The sequence below is a fragment of the Clostridium chrysemydis genome, from assembly GCF_015234215.1.
GTDB lineage: Bacteria > Bacillota > Clostridia > Clostridiales > Clostridiaceae > Clostridium > Clostridium chrysemydis.
The window spans coordinates 55,609-79,663 of sequence record NZ_JADEKP010000009.1 but is presented as its reverse complement, the minus strand read 5'-3'; the positions used below and the strand labels follow the sequence as shown (position 1 = coordinate 79,663).

The following is a 24,055-nucleotide window of genomic DNA, read 5'->3' as shown; positions in this document are numbered from 1 at the left end:
CTCATATAGTTACAGCTATGAGACATACTAAGTTTTTAGAAAACTTTAAGGGGCAAAAGACTCCCCCCGTTTGCACTATTTCTAGAAGAAAAAATATCTTTGTAGCTACTACTATTAACAAAAATAATTACTCTCTAGCTAAGATATCCTTTGATTCTATGAGCCCTACAAAGGAATCTATAGAGAATTTATTAAATGAGTTTAATCCTGTATTTAATACTTATTTTTTACCAGAAAAAGATAGGTTTTCTTATCTTGTATCAAAAAAATTAAACTACTCTCTTCATAAAAAGAAAGAACTAGAAATTTCTAGAGAAGAAAGTGAAATTTTGCTCAGTAACTGCTCTAATTTTATTTTGAATTTAAGAAGATGGCTTAGAAAATTTAGAAGTGTTGCTACAAAATATCTGCAAGTTTATTTAAATTGGTTCATTTATATTTACGAAGGTTCTTATGAAAAACATACTGTTTTATCTAATTTAATAAGCTCTATTTTTTGTGTAAAAGTAATTTGATTTTTTAAATTTGATCCTAATATTTTTATAGCTTGTTCTTTTATCATTTACTTGTCCACTTTTATGTTTTTTCAGTTAGCTTGTCTTAACGATTTATACTTGTCCAAAATATCAAAAACTTATAGCAATATAGCGAAAATCCCTTGTACCAATAATATTTCGTAACAATGTTGTAGTTTTTTTTGATTGCTAACTTATAGTTATTACCTTTACTCTATTATTTTAAAGTAAATTTCTACACCTTATATCACCTTCACTGCTTTTTTTCATTTATATTTTCACATTTATAAATAAAAAAAGCCTCTATATTAAATAGAGACCTTTTCATTCTATACTTCCCATCTTATTAAAAGGGTATATTCTAAGCTGAGCCTTCCCTTTTATAGCTTCTTTTTTTATATAAGGATTATCCCAATACCTTGCATCTTTAGAGTCTGCTCTATTATCTCCTAAAAAAAGATAAGAGCCTTCTGGAACTTCAAAATGTTCGTTTGTGTCCTTTGGGAACTTAACATAATCCTCTTCAATTTCTTTTCCATCTACAAAAACTTTTCCTGATTTAATATCTACTGTTTCTTTAGGTAACCCTATTACCCTTTTAATATAAACTGAATTTTCAAAGTTTGAATCAAAAATTAAGATATCTCCTCTTTTTATATTTTCAAAATTATAAATTCTACTAGCTACAAACTTATCCCCAGGTTCTATAGTAGGTTTCATAGAACCTGTAGGAACTTCAATATTAAATACTAAAAATTTGTTTATAAGTATAGCAATAGTTATAGCTAATGCTACAGGAAAAAACCACTCTAAAAATACCTTCTTAACCCCATTCATAAATAACCCTTTCAAAATCTATAAATTAGATTACTTCATTTTTAATGATGTCTTCATAGCTCTCCCTTTTACAAACTAATTTAGCCTCTCCATCCATAACAGAAACTACAGCACCTTTTGGAATTTTGTTGTAATTACTTGCCATAGAAAAACAATAAGCGCCAGTTGTAGGTATAGCTATTATATCTCCACTATTAATTTTAGGTAATCTTATATCTTTTATAAGAATATCACCTGACTCGCAGCATTTTCCGCATATAGTAACTTCTTCTGTGATATCATCTAAAACTTTGTTAGATACTATACATTCATATTCTGCGTCATAAAGTGCAGTTCTTATATTATCTGTCATTCCACCATCTACAGATACATATTTTCTTACATCCTTTATATCTTTTATAGACCCTGCAGTATAAAGAGTTGTTCCTGCGTTTCCTACTATAGATCTACCAGGTTCTATTACAAGATTTGGAATTTCCATATTTAGATTATGACATACTTTTCTAGTTTTTTCCAATATAGCATTGCAATATTCTTTTATTTTTTTTGGAGTGTCTCCTTCTACATAGTAAATTCCAAACCCTCCACCTAAATCTAGATCTTTAATTTTATGTCCTGTTTCCTCTTTTATATCATTAATAAAATTCAACATAATTTCTGCAGCATCTTCAAAAGGCTCTAATTCAAATATTTGAGACCCTATATGACAATGAAGACCTGAAAGTTCTATGTTTTCATAACTTAAAACTTCTTTAACTGAATTTATAATATTATTATCTAAAGGAGTAAATCCAAATTTTGAATCTATCTGCCCTGTTTTTATATATTCGTGAGTGTGAGCTTCAACTCCTGGAGTTATTCTCATGTACACTTTTTGAATTTTGTCGTATTTTTTAGCTATTTTATCTAGGTTTTCTATTTCGTACATGTTATCAACAACAAATACTCCTACCCCTAGCTTTATTCCAAGTTCTATTTCATCTAATGTTTTGTTGTTACCGTGAAATAACACTTTTTCTAATGGAAACTCAGATCTGTATGCAGTATACAGTTCCCCACCTGAAACTACATCTAAATAAAGACCTTCTTCTTTTATAAGCTTACACATCCAGCCTGTTATAAAGGCTTTACCAGCATAAGTTACCCTGTTTCCATTTTCCTCGCATTTAAAACTATTAAAAAATTCCCTGCAGTTTTCTCTAATTAGTCCCTCATCCATTACATATAAAGGAGTTTTAAACTCCCTTGCAAGTTTCGTTGTTTTTACGCCCCCAATTAATAATTCATTTTCTTCTGTTTGCATACTACCAAATAATTTCATAGATTTTTCCTCCACTCTACTAAATTAAAACAAAACGTCACAGTTTAAAAAACTGTGACGGGTAATATCGTGTAATAAAGGTTCTAGAAATCCATTTATAAATATACTTTGCTTATTGATATATGCAACTTAAATATTTTTATAAAAGCATTTTACTAGCTCTCCTCTGTAGCACTCCACGTTATGTGACAGTTATGTGCATATTATGCACATACCCAGCAATAAAACTTTGCAAAAATTTTAAAGCTTCGGCTATTGCTCCTTTCGCTACTAATAAACGCTTGCCAGCTCTTAGTAGTTACTCTTAACTCTAGCACCTCTACCCTAGGTTTGTCTTCTTTTACCATTTTATTCAACTTTTATTCATTATGATACCATATTTAAAAATTAATTCAATACTTTTTTTATTTAAATTTAATTCCCCTCTTCTCTTTCTCTATAAATATCCATCCTATCACTCATAATTTCACTTGAATGCCTAGGTGTATATGTTATTGCATTTGCACCAGCTTCAATAGTTTCTTTTATAGTCTCATCAGTTGGTCCTCCTGTTGCAATAATTGGGAAAAATGGAGCAATACTTCTAATCTTTTTAACTATTTTTACTGTGTTTGCTCCTCCTGATACATTTAATATAGATGCACCAGAATTTATCCTAGCCTCTATATCTTCTTCTTCTGATACTACTGTCACTATCAAAGGCACGTCTATAGTTTCAGCTATTTTTTTAACTATATCGTTTGGAGTAGGTTGATTTACAACAACTCCCATAGCCCCTTTAAATTCCGCATCTAAGGCTAGATTTATTACCCTTATACCACTTGTAAGTCCACCACCTACGCCAGAAAACACAGGTATATCTGCAGCTATCATAATAGCTTCTGTTATCTTTGGTTGTGGTGTAAATGGATAGACTGCAATTACAGCATCAGCATCAGTATTTTTAATCATTGCTACATCCGTGGAGAACAATATCGATTTAATCCTTCTACCAAATATGCTAATCCCGCTACAGTCTCTAATTACTTTTGGAAGTCTAACCATATGGCTTCTTAAAACACCATTAAACTCCGGTACAAACTTTTCCCTTTTCATCCAAATACACTCCTTTTCTTTCAAATTGGCTTAAACTTTATTATATACCCTAATTATCTCTTTGAAAATATTTTTTTCTCCTAAATCCACATTTTTTCTAGCAAATACTCCATTCCTTTAATATAATATTATTAAAGCTATTATTTTTTGGAGGTGCTTATTATTGAATTTAAGGAGTAAGCTTTCTAATCCTTATCTTGTATTTACCATTATATACCTTTTTATGATTGTTGTCGCATTTTTTTTAGATAGTCCGTATGAGATTTTAAACGGTCTAAAAAATATAATACTTACACCCGATATCCTAATAACAGATTATATCGAAATTGGTGGCGTAGGCGCGACTCTTGTAAACGCAGCTTTAACTAGTTTAATCTGCACATTTATTCTTATAAAACTTAAAATAAAAGCAAATGGTTCTACAATCATAGCCCTTTGGCTTATGACAGGATTTTCGTTTTTCGGCAAAAATCTTTTAAATATTTGGCCTATAATGATTGGTGTTGCACTTTTTGCAAGATATCAAAAACAACCCCTACTTAACTATTCTTTAGTTATGATGTTATCGACTACACTAGCTCCAACCTCAAGTCAACTTTCATTTGTTTCTGACAATATTTTTGTAAGTTTGGCTTGTGGTTCGATCCTTGGTATATTTATAGGTTTTATTTTATCTCCTATTGCCACCCATTGTATTTCAGCACATGGTGGTTTTAACCTTTATAATATAGGTTTTGCAAGTGGACTTTTAGCTACCCTTGTAATGTCTGCCTTTAGATCTTTTGGAATAAATTTTGAAGCTAGACTCATTTGGGATAAAGATAATACACTTATTTTATCTATTCTATTAATTATTATATGTATTTATTTAATAATAATCGGATTTTATATTGGAAATAATAACATAAACAACTTAAAATCATTAGTTAAACATCCTGGAAGATTAGTTTCTGACTTTTATATACTTTACGGAGGAACGGCTTACATCAATATGGGTCTTGTTGGAATTTTTTCAACACTATACATATCGATTTTAGGTTCTGATATAAATGGCCCTATTATAGCCGGAATAATGACAATTATGGGCTTTGGAGCTTTTGGTAAACACTTAAAAAACATAATACCTGTAATGCTTGGAGCAACTCTTGCAGCTATTATTTATCCAGAACCAGTTTATAGTCCTAGCCTTTCACTTGCGATACTTTTTAGTACTTGCCTTGCACCTATATCTGGTAAGTTTGGATACAAAATCGGTATTTTAGCTGGAATACTTCATGTATTTTTAGTTATGAACGTTGGCTACCTACACGGTGGTTTAAACCTTTATAATAACGGTTTAGCAGGAGGCTTAGTTGCTATGATTCTTATACCTTTAATTACAACATTTAAAAAGGACGTGAAAAAAGATGAAGTTTAAAATAGAAAGAAATCTAAAGATAATTAATGAATTAATGTCTTATTGTTATCATTACGATTGCAAAAACGTAACTGTAAATATGCACACAGCTGAAGATAATGCCTTTTCTAATATTTATATAGAGGCAATAATATACAACTTTAAAGAAGAACCTTTAGAAATGCTAAAAAATTCACTAAATACTCAAAGACAACACGAAATAGAAGAATATTATTGGCACTTAGGTGGAGATAGCGAATTTGATTCTGCATTAACTTTAGTTGGAATGATGGTAGATACAGCTACTGTTTCTTACTCTGATAACTTGCTTAGAATCGATATTTTAAGAAAAGAAGGTGTTTAAATCTTGGATAAAGACTTAATTATAAGTAAAACACGTAACTTCGTATATGAAAAACTTAAAAACGAAGGAAGTGGGCATGACTTTTTTCATATTGAGAGAGTTTATAACCTTTCTTTAAAGCTAGCAAAAGAAGAAATTGCAGATGAATTTATAGTAAGTTTAACTGCACTTTTACACGACATAGGAGATCATAAATTCACAAAAGATAATTTAACCGATACTTCCTTAATCGAAGAGTTTTTAAGAAGCTTGTCTTTACCTAAAGAAGATATAGAAAAAATAACTTCCATAATAAATACTATGTCTTTTAAAGGCGGAGTCACAAACTCTTTCCAACCTACAATTGAAGGAAAGATAGTTCAAGATGCTGATAGATTAGATGCTCTAGGCGCTATAGGAATCGCTAGAACCTTTACTTATGGTGGATATAAAAACCGTATTTTGTATGACCCTAAGGTTTCACCTAAAGAACATAAAACATTAGAATCTTTAAATGAAGATAATACTACTATAAATCATTTTTACGAAAAATTATTAAAGCTAAAAGATCTAATGAATACTGAATCTGCTAAAAAAATTGCTTCAAAAAGACATAAATTCATGGAAAACTTCTTAGATGAATTTTACGATGAATGGAATTATAAATAAAACTCCTAAATTAATTAGGAGTTTTATTTTATAATTTTTTTATTTTTAATATTTCTTTTACAGCCTTTTTCCCAATTTCATCTTCACTCATTTGATTTAATGCATCTTTTAATTTACACCAAGATGCACCCTCTACTTCACTAGATTTTTTAAGGTCACCACCTACGTATTCAGCCATATATGTTATCATAAATAAATCCTTGTCACGAACAAAATCTGATCCTAAATATCTTACGTTATCTACAATAAGACCTGTTTCTTCTAAAGCCTCTCTTTTTACAGTATCTTCAGCACATTCATTTTGGTCTACATATCCTGAAAGAAGTACCTTTGAATTTTTGTATATGTAACTTTGCTTAAGTAATAAAATACTATCATCTTTTACTATACCAACAACTATACAAGGCTTTGGGACATCAAAATATAAAATATCATCATCAGGGCAATAAGGTACTATCCCTTCATCCCAACAATTAAAATCTACTAATCGTCTCCCGCACTTTGTGCAATACTTATGTTTCATAAATCTTCTCCCCTATAATACTCTAATTTACTCTATTATAGTTTAAATATGTTTTTATTTCTATAATACTAATTTTACTTCTTTATCTATTTCTATACCATCTTCAAAAACTTTACACTCATAAACAAAAATATCTACTCCTTTTTTATAAGCTTCTTTTAAGCATTTTGAAAACTTTTCATCCCTTTCTTCATTTGGTGAAAACTCCTTCATTCCATCCATTTGGAGTAAAAATAAAACTCCAGCACCCATACCTTCTTTTTTTACATCTATAAGTTCTAAAAGATGTTTAGATCCTCTTTCTGTCGGTGCATCTGGGAATTTGCAAAATCCAGACTCTTCTAAAGTTACACCTTTAACCTCTAGATAATATGTCTCCCCTAAATCATTTATAAGTTTAAAATCAAATCTACTTTTACCAAAAGTCTTTTCTTTTGCTATATTTTTATACTCTCTTAATTTTTTTATTTTACCATTTTGAAGAGCTTCATAAACTACTTTGTTTGGAATTTGTGAATCTATATTTATAAGCTTCCCATTTTTATAAACAGAAACTAAATCATATTTAGTTTTTCTAGTTTCATTATCTTCTTTTCTAAGGATAACAGTTGCTCCTTGGACTAATAGTTCTTTGCACCTTCCTGTATTTGGAACATGCACAGTTACAATTTCATCATTTAACTTTACTAATGCATTAAATCTATTAGGTCTTTCTACAAATTTCGCAAATTCTATCTTTTTATTATATTTCATTTTTATCTCCTTTTATGTTAATAACTTACACTTGTCCACATTTCAACAGTAGTTATCCACAGAATTGTGGATAATGTTCGTAATTTTTGACCTTTTCTAAGTCTATCTTGTAATTAATTTTAACTGATAATCTTTATTTCTACAATATCCCTCATATAATTAAGAGAACAAATATTCCTACCATATATGGTATATAGTTATTTTTCGACAAATGTGTGTATTATTTAGTCTCCATTTTAAAGTTATCCACATTTTATAGGTTTTTATCCACATTTTCAACATAACCAAGCATTAATGCGGGTTTAGCTTGTTGATAATATTTTAATTACATTTTTTTACATTTAAGATTAACCTTAATATTTTCTTAACATCTTAGCTTTTCCTTAAGTATTTCTTAGCTATATTGCTTTGTATAATAGTGAATGTTATATTATAGTCATCAACTCATTAAATACGAGGTGTTTTTATGGATACACAACTAAAAAAAGGAGTTTTAGAACTCTGCGTATTATCAGTTGCCTCTAAAGGTGATTGTTATGGATATGAATTAATTTCTGAAATATCTAAGTATATTTCTATATCAGATGGAACTATCTACCCTATACTTAGAAGACTTACAAAAGAAGGTGTCTTTACAACTTATCTTCAAGAATCACAAGAAGGTCCACCTAGAAAATATTATAGGTTAACAAAAGAAGGCTTTATTAAAAAAGAAAAATTAGAACTTGAATGGTTAACTTTTCAAAACGCAATAAACAATTTAGTTATAGGAGGATATAAAAATGACTAAAAGTGAATTTTTAAATATTTTAGCAGATGGTCTTAAGGACTTTCCACAAAAAGAATTATCTGATATCTTATTTGATTACCAAGAGCATTTTACTAACGGATTTCAAAACGGTAAAACTGAAGAAGAGATTATTGAAGAACTTGGAAGCCCCTACGATATAATACATCAATATAGAAGTTCTTATATTGAGAAGGTTGAAACAGAAGGTTATACCCCTAAAGAAGAGTTTAATCCTTTTAATGACGATAAAATAAATGATGTAAAGTTTGAAGAAGTCATAGAAGAAAATAATCATTCTACTAAAGATGAAGAAAAAGAAAAAGAGGGTACATCGCAAAATGATTTTACAAAAAAAGCAAAATCTAAAGTAAATGATGCAGTTAACGCAGTATCAAAGATGAGTATACCAAGATTAATTATAGGTATTTTAATTGCTATATTTTTAGCCCCCCTTGCCTTCAGCATAGGACTTGCTTTCTTTTCTCTTCCATTTGGATTTGCATTTAGCGCAATAGCTGCAATAATTGGAATATTTTGTGTTGGATTTCTAGATGTAACATTACATCTTATAGGGTTTACTGTTATACCGCCTTTTATAACTGATTTTCCTACAAGTTCCCTTGTATTTTTACTTATAGGGGTATCACTTCTTTTAATACTACTTACAATTATAAGTTATTATATTTCAAAAGCAATTATATTATTTATAATAAGAGTTTATAAGAAATTAATTAAAGGAGGAAATAATAATGAGTAAAAAACCACTTATCAAAAAGAAATTTAAATTTACAATGCTAGGTTTACTTATAGCTTCAATAATTTCCTTTTTAATTTCATTTACTATACTTTATTCAAGTGATTATAAATTAAGCAATTATGTTAGTTATTTTGAAGAGATGGGCTATTCTTTAAATGATTTTCTAACTAATGGCGAGTTCTCACTAAACGGATTTAAATATAATAAAACTGGAACCTTTGATCTTTTAAAAGAAGATGTAGATACTATAAACTTTAATTCAGGTAACTATGATATACACGTATACCCTAGCGGTGATTACAGTTTAAAGACTTATTTTAGTGCAAAAGGATTTAGTGCTAACCAAAACCCTTTAGATGATACTAAATGGAACTTTAAATATGATAAAAAGGATAAAACTTTAAATATATCACTTGATGTAAAGATAGATAATAATTTTAATACTGACCATTCAAACTATAATATAGATTTTTATATCCCTACTAAATATAAAAATAAAATAAAAATAAATTCTACCTCAGGTAATATCAATATAGCTTCAAATTCTGAAAACAATTTAGATCTATCCTCAGATAGCGGAAGAATATCAGTAGACTCTATTAAAAATTTAAAAGCAACTACAAAAACTGGTGATATAGATTTAGACGGACAAATTAAAAACTTTGATATATCAACTGATTCAGGAAATATAAGAAACACTTCATCTGATTATAACTTTGGAAAAATCAAATCAAAGTCTGGTGATGTTAATTCAAGTATCTATGCTAAAAATAGTTTAGATATTAAAACTGAATCAGGAAATATCTCAATAGATACTTACGGAGATAATGATCCTTATTCAATATCAGCAGAAACTAAAAGCGGAAATATCTCAAATTCAAATGAAGATATTATAAATTCTCCTTATAAAATAAATAAAGGAAAGGTTAAATTAAATATTAATTCCCACAGCGGAAATATAACTTTTAATCAATAGTTTTTAGACTCCTATTATAGTAAAATATTCATTAAGTAATATTTTATATGATAGGAGTTGATTATTTTGAAGAAAAAATTTATTATAATTTCTTTTGATGCTGTAGACACTAAAGATTTTGAAACTTTAAAAGAGTACCCTAATTTTAAAAGACTAATAGAGAATTCTTCTTATTCAAATAAAGTTGAATCAGTATACCCTTCTTTAACTTATCCTGCCCATGTTAGTATATCTACAGGAAAGTTACCTAATAGACACGGTATAATAAATAATATAAAAATTCAACCAAACAGAAAAAGCCCAGATTGGTTTTGGCAAAGAAAAGATATAAAAGCTACAACTATTTACGATGCAGCTTTTAAGAAAGGTCTTAGAACTTGCGCTCTACTTTGGCCAGTTACTGGTAAAGCTAAAACTTTAAATATAAATGTACCTGAAATATTTCCAAATAGACCTTGGGAAAATCAAATTATGGTATCAGCTAGTAACGGCAGTTTATTTATGCAACTTAAGTTAAATAAGCTCTTTGGAAACTTAAGAAAAGGTATAGAGCAGCCTTATTTAGATAATTTCACATTCGAAAGCTTTAAATATATATTATCAAATGATTTAGCAGACTTTTTTTTAATTCACCTAACAGATGTAGATACTCAAAAGCATCATTTTGGAACTGAATCTAAAGAAGTAGAGTCTGCACTTAAAAGACATGATGATAGACTAGGTGAATTATTTAATATATTAGATAAGAACAATATATTTGAAGAAAGCACTATTATAGCTTTAGGAGACCACAGCTTTAAAAATGCACATTCTGTAGTTAAGTTAAATAAACTTTTCTTAGATAATGGTTTATTAAAAGTAAATTCTAAAGGAACTCTAACTTCATATACTGCATACTCAAACTTTTGCGACGGCTCTTCTTACATTTATCTAAATAAAAAAGATAACGAAACTAGATTTAAAGTCCTTAATATATTAAATGATTTTTCAAAGAAAAATAACGATTGTATAAAAACAATATATACTAAAGCTGAAATAAGAGATTTTGGAGGAGACAAAAATGCTGACTTTATGTTAGAAGCTAAGGACGGTTACTATTTTATAAACGAAACTTTAGGAGATGTAATAGAAAATACAGGCTCTAAATACGATAAAGCAACTCACGGATACTTCCCAAAAGAAGATAACTATAAAACTATATTTATAGCTAAAGATAAACATTTTAAGAAAAACCACGACTTAGGTCCTATTCATTTAGTAGATGAAGGCGCTACAATATTTCACTTACTAAATTACGATATTTCATTATTAGATGGAAAAAGTTTAATATAAAAAAAAGTCTAAAGAAGTTATTCTTTAGACTTTTTTTAATCATCTTTATAATCATTAATTTTTAGTTTTAGTATATATTCTTCTTCTTCCTCCTTAGTTAATCTTAAATACTTTTTTAACCAAAGTTCTTCTTTATCTTTTAGAAATGTAGTTATAGTCTCCCCTGTATTTTCATCAATAATTGTACTGTTTTCCCAGTATTCAAGACTAAACCTACAATAACATTTCAAAACTAAATTTTCCTTATTTTTAAGTAATAATCCTATTTTAAAACAATCTCTAGTTTCTAGGTATTTATAAAACTGAAGTACATTAGTTGCTACAGTTTTATAATAATAAAACTTATCCTTAAAAATACAATTTGATGATTTTGAAAACTCAGTTATTTTTTCTAAATCTCTAGTCTTTTGAAATAAATACTCTTTTCCGTAATTGTACACATACAAAGTATATAAATCTAGCTTCATATACTCTCCTAATCTAAATTTCTATTATAAGATTATATATTTTTTTTATATCTTTTATGTATAATTCAAAATATTTAACACAAACTATACTTAAATTAACTGGAGGTGTTTATATGGATACAAAGATGGTTGGTAATTTACCAAAAAATATTAACGAAGTTGTCCCTACTCCAAAAGATAACGCTCACACTATCTGCAAAGTTTTAAATAAAAGTGGAACTATTGTAGGTTACGAGTTTGAAGACGGTAAAAGAGTCGATAAAGACGAAGCCGTTAAACTTGCAAAAGACGGAATGATTAACGGTGTTGGAGTAGCAGTTTCAAAGTACGGTGACGAATACTTAAGAACACTACCTGATGGAACTGAAAGTAACAATTTATCTAGCCTACCTCAAATTTCTGTTTAACATAAAAAGAAGGTGCATTAGAATTATTTTTTCTAGTGCACCTTCTTTTGTTTTGTATATAATTAACAATAATTTTCTATTATTTTACATTTTATACACACTAAAATTTTACATCCATGTTATGATATAAATATACATAAAAAATGAACACCTTGCTTAAATATCTATATGATATTTAAACCAGGTGCTCATTTTTTATGCGTAAAATTCTATAAAACTTACAAATTTCTTAAAAATGGTATTTATACTTATATAAAATATGAATATATACTAAATTTAACCGTTTAGTAATTGACTTTAGTGCCTGTTTTTAAATAGAATTTTTATAAGGACATATTTTAGGAGAAGCGTAATGAAAAAATTTTTAGATTTTATAGTTAGTTTAGCACTAAACTTAATATGGTTTTCATTTTGGTTGTACTCACTTGTAATCTCTACAAATATCCCAGTCAGGATTTCAGAGACTCAGTTTACAACTACTATAGGGTTGATGGTAGGTTTTTTATTAGTAATGTCTATTTATCTTTTAAAATTTTCGAAAATGCCAAAGCTTTCTTGTACTTTTTTTATAGTAGAGATGCTTCTTTGGTTTATATCATTTAAAGATGATTCTTTAGTTATAATCCAAACACCTTCTGATGTAATGAATTCAAATATTGCTGCAACTGGCTTATTAGTTACAACAATCCTTTTATTCTTTGCTTATAGAAGAGTAGTCGTATTAAAGAAATTAAAAAGAAAAAATAAATTAAAGACCATATCAGATAGAAGAAAAGAAATCACATCTTCAGATGATGAAAATAAAAAAGCAAGCTAAAAAAGGTGGGTAGAATTTAAATTCTACCCACCTTTTTTTATGCTCTTCTTCTTTTTAAAAGCATGAAGATGCCTATTATAATACTTCCCAACCCTAAACAAATATATTTATTCTCGTAACCTGTTTTAGGTAAAATCTCTACTATATTTTTTGGTTTATCTTCTTTTATATCTTTTACCTTATTATCTATTACTTTACTATATTTTTTATTTTCCCCTACTACTTTTCCTTCTACTACTTTCACTTCTTTAGTAGACGGTTTATTATTATGTTTTACATCTTTTGTTTCTTTTTCAGTATTTGGTTTAGGATTTTTATTTTCATCAATTATTTTTGTTTTATCATTTTCTACTATAGGATCATTTTTTGCTGTTATTATTTTAGTTTCTCCTAAATCATCAAAAGTAATATCAAAGAATAATTTTTCATCATCTTTTTTATAACCTTTAGGTGCTTGTATTTCTTTAAAGTAATACTTTCCAGGTCTTAACTTTTCTTTTATTAAGCCCTCACCATTTTTAAGAGTAGTTACTTCTTGGATCAAATTATCTTTTTCATCATATAAACCGTATATAGCACCTTCTAAATTAGTTCCGTTAAAGCTATCTTTTTTAATTAATTTAACTTGGCATTTTTTGATATTGTTTTTAGCCTGTATAAATATAGGTTTATCTGAATCTTTAAGTTCTATATTAAATTCATGCTTTGAGTTATCTAATTCATATCCCTTAGGTGCTTCTGTTTCAATAAAATAATAGTTTCCTGGTCTTAAATTATCTACTTTTATATTTCCGTTTTCATCTGTAGTATATTCTGAAATTTCACCAAGGTTATTAAATAGTTTAAACTTAGCTCCCTCAAGTTTTGAAAGAGTTTCTGAATCTATTTTAGTTAAAGTTACTGACCCTAAAATTATATCGTCTTTAGCTACTACATTTTGGATTGTTTTATCTTCACCTAAAATGATCTTAAAAGGATATTTAATAGTATTTAAATTATATCCTTCTGGTGCTTCTATTTCTTTAAAATAATAATCTCCCGGCCTTAAAATCTTATTTGTAGTTACTTCTCCGTCTTTACCTGTTATAACTGTACTTATCAAATTATCATTTGAATCATATAATCCATATTTTGCACCTTGTATTTTATCTGAAGTCTCACTATCTATTTTAGTTAATTTAACAGAGCTTAATATAACAGAGTCCTTAACTACTATTTCCTTATTTAAATTATCTAAGTCTATTTTAAATTGAACCTTTTCAGCATTTAAATTATATCCTTTAGGTGCCTTAATTTCTTTTATATAATAGTCTCCAGGTCTTAGTTTAGAAGTGAATTCTCCCTTACCTAAACTATTACTCTTAGCTTCTTCTATTAGATTATCATTAGAATCATATAAGCCATATATAGCACCTTCTAGCTTTTCTAAAGTATTATAATCTTCTTTAACAAAGCTTATATTTCCTTTTTTAATGTTATTTTTTATTTCTAAATTCATTTCCTTTTTTGAATTTGATAATTCTACTTTAAAACTATGTTTTGAACTATCTAATTCATACATCTTTGGAGAAACTTTCTCTACAACATAATAATTCCCCGGTCTTAAGTTATCAAAAGTTAATGTGCCATCTTTACCTGTCTTTAAACTTCCTATTAAATCATTATCTTTGTATAATTCAAAAATAGCACCTTCTAACTTTTCTTTTGTTTCACTATCTACCTTAGTAACTTTAAGAGAGCTTGTTACTATGAAATCTTTAGCATTTATAACTTTAATTTTATCCGTATCTTGTAAATTTATATCAAATTTATATTTTAGGTTATTTAAATAATAACCTTTAGGTGGAGTTATCTCCTTAAAGTAATAACTTCCTGGTCTTAAAACTTTACCTGTTACCCCTTCACCATTTTTATCTGTAGTTACTTTTTCTATTAATTTATCAGAAGAATCGTAAAGTCCATAAACTGCGCCTTCTAATTTTTCTTCAGTTTCTTCATCAACCTTAATTAATTTTGCAGAACTTAGTATTACTGAATCTTTTGCAACTAATCTACTTTTGTCTACATTATTTTTTGAGTCTATGTTAAACACAAGTTTTTCATCACTTATTTTGTATCCTACAGGTGCAGATATCTCTTTAAAATAATAACTTCCAGTTCTAAGTCTTTCATTTATTATTCCTTCACCGTTTTCGTTTGTAGTAACTTCTTTTATAAGTTTATTATTAGAATCATATAACCCGTATTTTGCACCTTTTAAAGGCTTATTTGTATAATCATCTAACTTAACTAGAACTATTTCATTTTTTAAAATATCATTTTTTACTACTAAATTAGATACCTTATCTGTTTCCCCTAAAGTTATAGTAAAGTTATTTTTAATATTGCTTAATTCATACCCGCTTGGAGCCTTAGTTTCTATAAAATAATAATTTCCAGGTACTAAATTAGATACCTTTATCTCTCCGTTCTTATCTGAAGTAAAACTACCTATTTTAACTTCTTTTGAGTCATCATTTATTTTAAACAAATCAAAAATAGCACCTTCTAATCTTTCATTTGTTTCTTTATCTTCCTTAGTTAAAGTGACTTTTCCAAGTTTTACATCATTTAAAGCTAGAACTTCTATTCTTTTATCTACCTGATCTTTTATAATTTCAAAATTATATTTATCATTTGAAATATTATATCCTTTAGGCGCTGTGCTTTCTTTGAAGTAATATTTTCCTGGTCTTAAATTATCTAAATTTATTTTTCCGTTTTCGTCTGTTTCAGATGTATTTATAACTTCATCTTTATCGTTATATAATTTAAAACTTGCTCCTTTTAAAGGCTTTTTAGTTATACTATCTTCTTTAGTTAAAGTTACAGAACCTGTTTTTATGCTATTTTCAACATCTTTTAATTCTAAAATAGTTCCTATATCTGAACTACCTACTTTAAAACTTACTTCTTTATTATCTAAATTGTATCCATTTGGTGCCTCTACTTCCTTTAGATAATAATCACCATAGCTATCTAAATCTCCTTTAACAACTCCATTTTCATCTGAAACTAAAGTTTTTATAATATTTTTATCTTTATCTAGAACTTCAAACTTTGCTCTACTTAAAGGAGCTTTAGTTAAACTATCTACTTTTTTAAAAGAAAAAGCATAACCTTTTTTAGTTTGGACCTTATTTGTATTAGTTTTATCAATTTTAGCTACGTTTTCGATAGTAGTACCGTTTGGAACTTTACTAAAATCTACTTTAATTTTTATTGAAAGGTCCGCACCATACTCTATAGAACCTTTATCATTTACTACCGTTATTTTATTTCCTGAAGTACTTGCTGTAAATTCTTTAGGAACTTCTATATCTAAAATTTTTACTCTACTATCTAAATTATCTTCTATTTTTAAATAATTCTGATTAAAATACCCGAAACAATCAAAATCAATAGTGTATGTAACTATTTGATCATCACCTTTTAAAATTTCAGTCTTATCTACTAATTTTTTTGCATTTATTGCTCCTGCATTTCTCTCATAGCTTATAGTTGCATCTGATTCTTGATTCTTACCACTATAAGTTATAGTTGCATCATTTTTGTATTCTTTATACCTATCAATTACTTTAAGCTTGTAATTTACAGTATAATTTTTATCAGAATTTCCAAAGTCTATAGTTAACTTCCCATTTTCAATTTTTGTTTTATCTTTAAAATTATCTGTAACCCATGAAAAGTTACCATTTTCATCTATTTGATAAATGCTTAATGAATTTTTAACTATCTCCATTCCCTTTGGGAAAACATCTTCTAACACGGCATTTTTCATATTTCCGTTATTAGGATTAACTGAAATTTTATAATTAACTATATCTCCAGTATTACTTACATAATAAGAATTAGTTCCATCTTCATTTTCAACCCTATTATCACTAGTATAACCTTTTGAAATCATATCATCTTTTTCAGTCGGTCTTACTATAGTTGAGCTCTCTATTTTAGGTTTATTATATTGAGTTAAATAAGATGTATTTATATATTTATCTAACTCTTTTGTATATCTAGTTGAATACTGAATTCTATATTTGTTATTTGTAGTTCCAAAATTTATGTTTAAAGTATCAACCCCAGGGGCTGTTCTATTTCTAAATTCACTTGTTACATCTCTACTTTGACCACCATTAGGTTCTTCAAATATTTTTATTGAATCTTTTAAAAGCACACTTCCATCTGGTAGCTTGTCGCTAAAAACAGCATCATACATAGTATCATATTTCTCGTTAACATATACTGTGTATTTTTGAACTTTACCTAGTGCAGGTTTACTTATATTTGCTAAAAGCTTACCGTCTTCATAAGAAAATGCACCATCAACACTCTTTATAAGTTGTCTATCAGTTGCTCCACCACTTCCCCCTTTGTTTGGGTCAGGAACTATTTGCACATCTAAAGTTTTAACTATTCCACTAACATTTACAGTTACCTTTTCATCTTTAGGCTTGTCTACGTCTTTTGCATTTGCTTTTATAGTTAGGTATCCAGCTAAAGCTGTTTCTGCACCTTTACCAAATACAGCCTTAACAGTATTTCCAGAAACAGTAACTTCTTTAAAATGTTCTTTAGGATATGATGGTTTTATATCTGTAAAATCATCTGGTAATTCAAATTCTAAGATATCACCTTCCTTTAAGGATCCTTGTCCCCCTGTAACTCTATATTCTAGTTTAAACTCAATCTGCCTTCCTGACTCAACCTTATCTTTATTGCTAGTTATAGAAATTTCTAAATTGTCTTTAATATTATTTGAAGCAGCATTTGCTACAACATTTGGAAATAGTAAACTTACTAAAAAACTTAAAGTTATAACTATTGATAAATTCCTAAAAAACCTTTTCCTTTTGTTACTCATATAGATTATCCCCCTTATTTTTCATCTGTAAAAAAAAAAAATCGGCTAATCTACTTTAAGTAATCTTTTTTAGATTTCTTAAATAAAACTAGCCGGTTGCACTACTAACTCCATTTACCTTAAAAGTGCCCAAATAACAAGGTAAATTTCATCGTTTCTATTTATTCTTTTTTTAAATAAAAAAAGCTAATCTTTTTAAGTAATCTTTTTAGATTTCTTAAATAAAACTAGCCGGTTGCACTACTAACTCCATCTACCTTATAAGTGCCCAAATAACAAGGTAAATTTCATCGTTTCTATTTATTCTTTTTTTAAATAAAAAAAGCTAATCTTTTTAAGTAATCTTTTTAGATTTCTTAAATAAAACTAGCCGGTTGCACTACTAACTCCATCTACCTTATAAGTGCCCAGATAACAAGGTAAATTTCATCGTTTCTATTTATTCTTTTTAAAATAAAAAAAACCAATAAAATTCAAAGCTAAAATAAGCTTTTTGAATAGTATTGGCCGGTTGCACTATTAACTCCATTCATCTTAAAAAGTGCCCAAATACAAGATGAATTTCAAAGTATCCATTTCATTTAATTTACTAAATTTTATCATAAAAATTTACCACATTCAATAATATGAACCTAGAATTAATTATTATGGATTTTTATGTAAAAAAATAGTAAAAAGCCTAAAGGTTTTTCTCTTTAGGCTTTTTTTCTATATTTCAAATTTTGATGTGTGATCCTTTGTATCTATAGCTCTTTCTGATAACTTTTGTGCACTTATTGCAACTTCATTGCTTGATTTATTTAATTCATCTGTTGATGCTGAAATTTCTTCAGCTGAGGCTGCTACCTCTTCTGAAACTGCTGATATCTCTTCAATGCTTCTTATTATTACTGATTTATCACTATTTATACTTTCAAATCCATTTTTCATACCTTCAACCATAGGGTTTATAGTATTTACGGAACCTTCAATATTTTTAAATGCATTCATAGATGAATCTACCACATTTCTTTGATTCTTAAGCTGCTTGCTCATAAGGTTAGTTCCCTTTACTATATTCTCAGTTCCTGTGATTAATTTACTTATGATTTTGTTTATATTTTCTGACGAATCCTTACTTTGTTCTGCAAGATTTCTAATCTCTTCTGCTACAACTGCAAATCCTTTTCCAGACTCTCCAGCCCTTGCCGCCTCTATCGCTGCATTTAAAGCTAAAAGATTAGTTTGTTCTGCAATACTATTTATAAGTTCAGTTATTTCATTAACTTTTTTGATTTCGTCACCCATTTCTAATATTCTTCCATTAAATATTCCAAAATTAGAATCAAATTCATTTATTGAATTTACAAGTTCTTCTAGTTCCTTAAAACTGCTCTTTGTATTATTTGAAATTTCTAAACTAGTATCATTAATTCTTATTACATCATCATTCATAGAATTTATCTTTTTACCAAATTCATCAACTCTTCCAACTATTTCTGTTAAATCACCAGCTTGACTGTTTGTTCCTTCAGCTACATCATTTATAGCAGTAGAAATATTACTAGTTAATGCCATAAGTTCCTCTGAAATAGCCGCTAAACTTGTAGAGTTTTCTTCCATATCTTCAGCTGACTCTTTAACGTCACTTATCATTTTTGAAAGTTCTCTTTCTGAATCTCTTAAAGACCTAGCTATATCGCCTATCTCATCATTTTCATTTAATAATGATTCATCTATATTTCCTCTAAGGTCTCCCTTTGATAATTTTTCAAGTTCATTTTTTGCTATTTTTAGATTTTTAGTTAATCTTCCACTTACATAAACAGCTGCTAATATTACACCTATAATTATAACTAAAATTATAATTATGATAGCAGTTCTAAGTCCTGATAACTCTTTTAATAAATTATCTTCATTCACGTAAACATTAATAGACATATCAGACCCTTTTATAGGAGTATATGCTGAATACATCTTTTCTCCATTTAAAGTAAAAGTGCCAGAACCTGACTCACCTTTAATCATTTTATTTGATATATCTGAAAGCTCTTTAAATTTATTATCTTTCTCATTATCTTTTATAAAGTTTTTAAATACTAAGTTATCGTCTTTTGATTCAACTACTTCCCCTGAATTGTTTGTTACAAAAGCTGAACCAGTATCTAAAAACGAAACATTTTTTACTACCTTATCTAAGTCCTCTGAACTTCTAATACAAACTATAACTCCAACAACCTTATTATCCTTTTTTACAGGTAATGAATATGTAACTATATTTTTCCCTGTAACTTCATCTTTGTGAGGAGATCTTATATATATTTTGTCTTGTATAGCTACTTTATATATTTCTTGATCTTTTATATTTTCTTTAAATCCGTCAGTATATACAGCATCACCATTAATATCTGATAGTCCTATTGCAATATCACCTCTAGATTTTGCTACTGCTTTTAGCTTATCTATAGCATTACCCTTAAAACTATTTATTTCGTTATCTTCTGCCATCATTTTAAGAGAGTTTATGTTAGATTGTATATTTTCATCTATAACCTCTGCTGTTTTATTTGCTATCTCAGTCATAAGATAACTACTGTTTTTAATAAGTGAATTCTTTGCTAAGTTATATGCCACAAATCCAAATATAACATTACAAATTATTGCAATCGGTATAGCATATACTAAAATTTTATACCTTAAACCTTTACGTTTTTTATTAATCTTTCCCATAATTATCCTCCTTCGTATTTACACCATATTCTCTCTGTTAATATTATATCAACATAATTAGTAAAAATTTTAAATACATTAAAGTTTTTACTAATTATTCATTCATTAAATATAGTTTTTAACAAAATTTTAAGGCTACTAAAATTATTTTTAGTAGCCTTAGTTAAATTTATTTTATTAATTCCTTAATCTTTTCATAAGAAAAATCAATTATATCGTTGCATAACACTCCATTTTTCTTAAGTTCTATACATTTTATACTTCCGTATTTTTCTATTACTTCATTTATAAGTTCTTTACTGTCTAATCTAGTGTTATTAGCTTCAGCACTATCTTCTCTTCCCTTTACAGCACCTAAAGCAATCATTGCACCAACAACAGCACCGCAAGTATTTCCTGTTGACATACCTGTTCCAAAAGGAGTGCCAATTGATATCGGAATGTTTAATCCTTTATCTTCGTTTATTCCCTTTATAATTGATTCTGCACAGTTATAACCTTCATCGTTATATTTTGAAACTTTACTCATATGTTTACCTACTTTCTCTTTGTTCCTACGTATGAACCAAATCCTCCTGCTACATTCACAACATCAAACCCAGCCTTTTGAAGCATTGATGTTGTTCTTTTACTCCTAGCACCTGACTGACACATAATATAATACTCTTTATCTTTATTTAAATAACTACTAGGATTATTTAATAAAGTTCCCATAGGAATATTTTTTGCACTCTTTATGTGACCACCCTTAAATTCATAAGGTTCTCTTATATCTATAATATCAACCTTTCCTATTAAATTATCTATATCATTAACATTAACTACCTTTGTATTACTTTTTAAAAATGAAAACATAAATCTTTCCTCCTAATCTTATATCGTGTTTTTGCGATATAGCACTTTTTAATTTGGAGGCTATATAGTTAGCCTCCAAATTACTAATTAAATTAATAATCTATTATTAATTTATTATATAAATAAGTTTGAGCTAGACTCTTCAGCTTCACCAAGGTAATATCCTACCCCTCCGAATTTTACTCCGTCTATAAGCTCTTCTTCTTTAATTCCCATAACATCCATAGACATAGTACAAGCTACTATCTCTACTCCGTTTGCTATAGCAGATTCTATAAGTTCTTCTAATGATTGAACATTTTTCTTTTTCATTATTCCTCTTATCATCTTAGACCCCATACCTGCCATATTCATTTTAGATAAGCCTAATTTTTCGCTTCCTCTTGGCATCATAGTTCCAAACATCTTTTCTATAAAGTTCTTATTTACTTTAACACTTTCGTTCTTTCTTAGGATGTTTAATCCCCAGAAGGTAAAGAACATTGTAACCTTTTTACCCATAGCAGCAGCTCCGTTTGCTATTATAAATGATGCTATAGCTTTATCTAGATCACCACTGAAAACAACCATAGTTTGACCGTTTTTAGTAGCTTCTTCTTTTACTTCTATACTTTCTACTTTTCCTAAACCTTTTATTAATGTAGCTTTTACAAGACCTTTATCCATGGTTACATCTACTAAAGTGTTTTTAGTTTTCTTTGCGAAAGCTTCAACATCTTTAAAAAATCCAGTATCTGAAGCTGTTACTTCTAAAGTATCACCATTTTCTATCATATCCATCTTCATTTTAACTTCCATTAAAGGCCCTGGGCAACAAAGCCCTTCACAATTTAGCCTATGAACTTTAGATGGAGAAGTTACAGCAACTTCTTTTTCTTCATCTGTATTATCTAGCAAGGGACACTCCTTACTATCTACTTCTTTTGCTTTATAGTTAAATGTTCTATATGAAGTATAGCCACCAGTTAGGTTTTTTACATTTTTAAATCCATTGTTTCTAAGGATTCTTTCTCCTATCCATCCTCTAAGACCTACAGCACAATAAATTAAAATTTCTTTATCTTTTGGAAGTTCATTTAATTTACTTCTTAAAGAATTTAGAGGGATGTGGATAGCACCGTCTATCATTCCGTTTTCTACTTCTATGTCATCTCTTACATCTAATAGGATTTGTTTGTCTTTATCTATATTTTTTATATCTTCTATATAGAATAATTCAGTTAATCCATTTTCTACGTTCTCAGCTACAAATCCTGCCATATTCGCAGGTGATTTTGCTGAAAGATAAGGTGGTGCGTATGCTAATTCTAATTCAGCTAAGTCTTCCATAGTTCCTCTTAGCTTAATTACAGTCGCTATTACATCTATAAATTTATCTACACCTTCGTATCCTACAGCTTGAGCCCCTAAAACTTTCCCTTCTAAATCATATAAAACCTTTATATGAAGCGCTTTAGCTCCAGGGTAATACCCTGCATGAGTCATAGGGTGTATATAAACTTTTTTATATTTGATTCCTTTATTTTTTAAAGTTCTTTCGTTATTTCCTGTTGAAGCTGCAGTTACATCAAATACTTTTATTATAGATGTCCCTATAGTTCCTTTATAAGAAGAGTCTAAACCTGCTATATTATCAGCTATAATTCTTCCTTGTCTGTTTGCAGGTCCTGCAAGTGGAATAAATGCAACTTTACCATTAACGTAATCTTTAACTTCTACTGCATCTCCTGCTGCAAAAACTCCTTCTTTGTTAGTTCTCATGTGGTCGTCAACTCTTAAGTGACCGCGTTCTCCAAGTTCTATTCCTGAATCTTTTAAAAATGAAGTATCAGGCATAACCCCTATAGCAGATACAACTATATCAGCTTTTACTTCTTTTAAACTATCAAGTTTGACAACTACTTTATCTAATTCTTCTTTAAATTCTACAACCTTATCGTTTAATATTATAGAAACTCCTCTGTCGTTCATTTCCATTTCTAGTAATTCTGATATTTCTGAATCAAATGGTGCTAGTATATGAGGTGCAGCTTCAACTAAAGTAACGTTTATATTTCTGTGCTTTAAGTTTTCAGCAACTTCAACTCCTATATATCCTCCACCTATAACTACAGCTTCTTTTACGTTTCCACTATCTACTTCTTTTTTTATTCCATCCATATCGTTTATAGTTCTTAATCTATGGATCCTCTTATTATTTATTCCAGGTAGGTTTGGCATAATTGGTTTTGCACCTGGTGCTAAAACTAAATAATCATAATCTTCTTCGTAATTTCCATCTTTTTTTGATTTAACCTTAACTTTTTTGTTTTCTGTATCTATTGAAACAACTTCACTGTTCACTCTTACATCAATTTCGAATCTATCTCTCATCTTTTCTGGAGTTTGAAGTAATAATTTACTCCTATCTTTTATAACTTCTCCTATATGATAAGGTAACCCACAGTTAGCAAATGAAATATAATCACCCTTTTCAAATACTACTATTTCTAAATCTTCATTTAATCTTCTAAGTCTAGCTGCAGTAGACGCACCTGCTGCAACTCCACCAACTATTAAAACTCTCTTTGACATAATTTATCCTCCTCGATAT

Annotated in this window: 20 protein-coding genes, 1 pseudogene and 5 riboswitches; of the genes and pseudogenes, 10 read left to right on the top strand and 11 right to left on the bottom strand. The window is 28.4% G+C overall.

Going from position 1 to position 24,055, the window contains the following annotated elements:
- Nucleotides 1-515, top strand: a pseudogene (locus INR60_RS15390) (hypothetical protein); the annotation flags it as partial.
- A 324-nt stretch (nucleotides 516-839) separates the two neighbouring features.
- On the opposite strand, the gene lepB reads toward INR60_RS15390, so the two are convergent.
- The 3 genes from lepB to INR60_RS15375 all read right to left on the bottom strand — a co-directional run bounded on the left by lepB (nucleotide 840) and on the right by INR60_RS15375 (nucleotide 3,768).
- Nucleotides 840-1,352: a signal peptidase I gene (lepB, locus tag INR60_RS15385; protein WP_194192387.1), complete on the bottom strand. Its 513-nt coding sequence runs from the start codon at nucleotides 1,350-1,352 to the stop codon at nucleotides 840-842.
- A 25-nt stretch (nucleotides 1,353-1,377) separates the two neighbouring features.
- Complete coding sequence (gene lysA, locus INR60_RS15380) at nucleotides 1,378-2,673, bottom strand: diaminopimelate decarboxylase (protein WP_194192386.1); 1,296 nt, start codon at nucleotides 2,671-2,673, stop codon at nucleotides 1,378-1,380.
- 161 nt (nucleotides 2,674-2,834) lie between these two features.
- A riboswitch (Lysine riboswitch) is annotated at nucleotides 2,835-3,003 on the bottom strand.
- 84 nt (nucleotides 3,004-3,087) lie between these two features.
- Entirely contained in the window at nucleotides 3,088-3,768 is a 681-nt protein-coding gene (locus INR60_RS15375; protein WP_194192385.1) for a beta/alpha barrel domain-containing protein, read from the bottom strand.
- A 163-nt stretch (nucleotides 3,769-3,931) separates the two neighbouring features.
- Between INR60_RS15375 and INR60_RS15370 the strand changes: the two genes are divergently transcribed.
- Genes INR60_RS15370 through INR60_RS15360 form a run of 3 tightly spaced genes read left to right on the top strand, consistent with a single transcriptional unit; the run spans nucleotide 3,932 to nucleotide 6,176 of the window.
- Nucleotides 3,932-5,185 carry a DUF1576 domain-containing protein gene (locus tag INR60_RS15370; protein ID WP_238480463.1) on the top strand — a complete coding sequence of 418 codons (1,254 nt, stop codon included), beginning with the start codon at nucleotides 3,932-3,934 and terminating at the stop codon, nucleotides 5,183-5,185.
- Nucleotides 5,175-5,528 carry a hypothetical protein gene (locus INR60_RS15365; protein ID WP_194192384.1) on the top strand — a complete coding sequence of 118 codons (354 nt, stop codon included), beginning with the start codon at nucleotides 5,175-5,177 and terminating at the stop codon, nucleotides 5,526-5,528. Before INR60_RS15370 ends, INR60_RS15365 begins: the two co-directional genes overlap by 11 nt.
- Before the next feature lie 3 nt (nucleotides 5,529-5,531).
- On the top strand, nucleotides 5,532-6,176 hold the full coding sequence (locus INR60_RS15360) for an HD domain-containing protein (protein ID WP_194192383.1): 645 nt from the start codon (nucleotides 5,532-5,534) through the stop codon (nucleotides 6,174-6,176).
- A 28-nt stretch (nucleotides 6,177-6,204) separates the two neighbouring features.
- Here INR60_RS15360 and INR60_RS15355 read toward each other — a convergent pair whose 3' ends face one another.
- Entirely contained in the window at nucleotides 6,205-6,699 is a 495-nt protein-coding gene (locus INR60_RS15355) for an NAD(+) diphosphatase (protein WP_194192382.1), read from the bottom strand.
- Between the two features lie 60 nt (nucleotides 6,700-6,759).
- Nucleotides 6,760-7,452, bottom strand: coding sequence for a DNA/RNA nuclease SfsA (sfsA, locus tag INR60_RS15350; protein WP_194192381.1), 693 nt, complete (start codon nucleotides 7,450-7,452; stop codon nucleotides 6,760-6,762).
- Nucleotides 7,453-7,918: 466 nt separating this feature from the next.
- Between sfsA and INR60_RS15345 the strand changes: the two genes are divergently transcribed.
- From INR60_RS15345 to INR60_RS15330, 4 genes are all read left to right on the top strand, one after another.
- Nucleotides 7,919-8,242, top strand: a complete 324-nt coding sequence (locus INR60_RS15345) for a PadR family transcriptional regulator (protein ID WP_194192380.1) — start codon at nucleotides 7,919-7,921, stop codon at nucleotides 8,240-8,242.
- The gene (locus tag INR60_RS15340) at nucleotides 8,235-8,999 is read left to right on the top strand and encodes a DUF1700 domain-containing protein (protein ID WP_194192379.1); all 765 of its coding nucleotides are present in this window, start codon (nucleotides 8,235-8,237) and stop codon (nucleotides 8,997-8,999) included. Before INR60_RS15345 ends, INR60_RS15340 begins: the two co-directional genes overlap by 8 nt.
- A complete protein-coding gene (locus tag INR60_RS15335; RefSeq protein ID WP_194192378.1) occupies nucleotides 8,992-9,975 on the top strand; it encodes a DUF4097 family beta strand repeat-containing protein in 984 nt (327 codons plus the stop codon). The genes INR60_RS15340 and INR60_RS15335 overlap by 8 nt, the downstream gene beginning before the upstream one ends.
- Nucleotides 9,976-10,041: 66 nt before the next feature.
- Entirely contained in the window at nucleotides 10,042-11,307 is a 1,266-nt protein-coding gene (locus INR60_RS15330) for an alkaline phosphatase family protein (protein WP_194192377.1), read from the top strand.
- A gap of 35 nt (nucleotides 11,308-11,342) precedes the next feature.
- On the opposite strand, the gene INR60_RS15325 is transcribed toward INR60_RS15330, so the two are convergent.
- The gene (locus INR60_RS15325; RefSeq protein WP_194192376.1) at nucleotides 11,343-11,774 is read right to left on the bottom strand and encodes a hypothetical protein; all 432 of its coding nucleotides are present in this window, start codon (nucleotides 11,772-11,774) and stop codon (nucleotides 11,343-11,345) included.
- Between the two features lie 113 nt (nucleotides 11,775-11,887).
- On the opposite strand from INR60_RS15325, the gene INR60_RS15320 reads away from it, so the two are divergent.
- Nucleotides 11,888-12,181 carry a DUF3892 domain-containing protein gene (locus tag INR60_RS15320; RefSeq protein ID WP_194192375.1) on the top strand — a complete coding sequence of 98 codons (294 nt, stop codon included), beginning with the start codon at nucleotides 11,888-11,890 and terminating at the stop codon, nucleotides 12,179-12,181.
- Between the two features lie 352 nt (nucleotides 12,182-12,533).
- Nucleotides 12,534-12,998: a hypothetical protein gene (locus INR60_RS15315; RefSeq protein WP_194192374.1), complete on the top strand. Its 465-nt coding sequence runs from the start codon at nucleotides 12,534-12,536 to the stop codon at nucleotides 12,996-12,998.
- 37 nt (nucleotides 12,999-13,035) lie between these two features.
- Here INR60_RS15315 and INR60_RS15310 read toward each other — a convergent pair whose 3' ends face one another.
- The 5 genes from INR60_RS15310 to INR60_RS15290 form a co-directional block, all read right to left on the bottom strand.
- Complete coding sequence (locus INR60_RS15310; RefSeq protein ID WP_194192373.1) at nucleotides 13,036-17,898, bottom strand: SpaA isopeptide-forming pilin-related protein; 4,863 nt, start codon at nucleotides 17,896-17,898, stop codon at nucleotides 13,036-13,038.
- A gap of 81 nt (nucleotides 17,899-17,979) precedes the next feature.
- A riboswitch (cyclic di-GMP riboswitch) is annotated at nucleotides 17,980-18,066 on the bottom strand.
- Nucleotides 18,067-18,118: 52 nt separating this feature from the next.
- A riboswitch (cyclic di-GMP riboswitch) is annotated at nucleotides 18,119-18,205 on the bottom strand.
- A 52-nt stretch (nucleotides 18,206-18,257) separates the two neighbouring features.
- Nucleotides 18,258-18,344: riboswitch (cyclic di-GMP riboswitch) on the bottom strand.
- A 50-nt stretch (nucleotides 18,345-18,394) separates the two neighbouring features.
- Nucleotides 18,395-18,481, bottom strand: a riboswitch (cyclic di-GMP riboswitch).
- Between the two features lie 125 nt (nucleotides 18,482-18,606).
- Nucleotides 18,607-20,607: a methyl-accepting chemotaxis protein gene (locus INR60_RS15305; RefSeq protein WP_194192372.1), complete on the bottom strand. Its 2,001-nt coding sequence runs from the start codon at nucleotides 20,605-20,607 to the stop codon at nucleotides 18,607-18,609.
- A gap of 169 nt (nucleotides 20,608-20,776) precedes the next feature.
- Entirely contained in the window at nucleotides 20,777-21,136 is a 360-nt protein-coding gene (locus tag INR60_RS15300) for a C-GCAxxG-C-C family (seleno)protein (protein ID WP_194192371.1), read from the bottom strand.
- An 8-nt stretch (nucleotides 21,137-21,144) separates the two neighbouring features.
- Complete coding sequence (locus INR60_RS15295; protein ID WP_194192370.1) at nucleotides 21,145-21,462, bottom strand: rhodanese-like domain-containing protein; 318 nt, start codon at nucleotides 21,460-21,462, stop codon at nucleotides 21,145-21,147.
- A gap of 114 nt (nucleotides 21,463-21,576) precedes the next feature.
- Nucleotides 21,577-24,036, bottom strand: coding sequence for an FAD-dependent oxidoreductase (locus tag INR60_RS15290; protein ID WP_194192369.1), 2,460 nt, complete (start codon nucleotides 24,034-24,036; stop codon nucleotides 21,577-21,579).
- Nucleotides 24,037-24,055 lie beyond the last annotated feature (19 nt).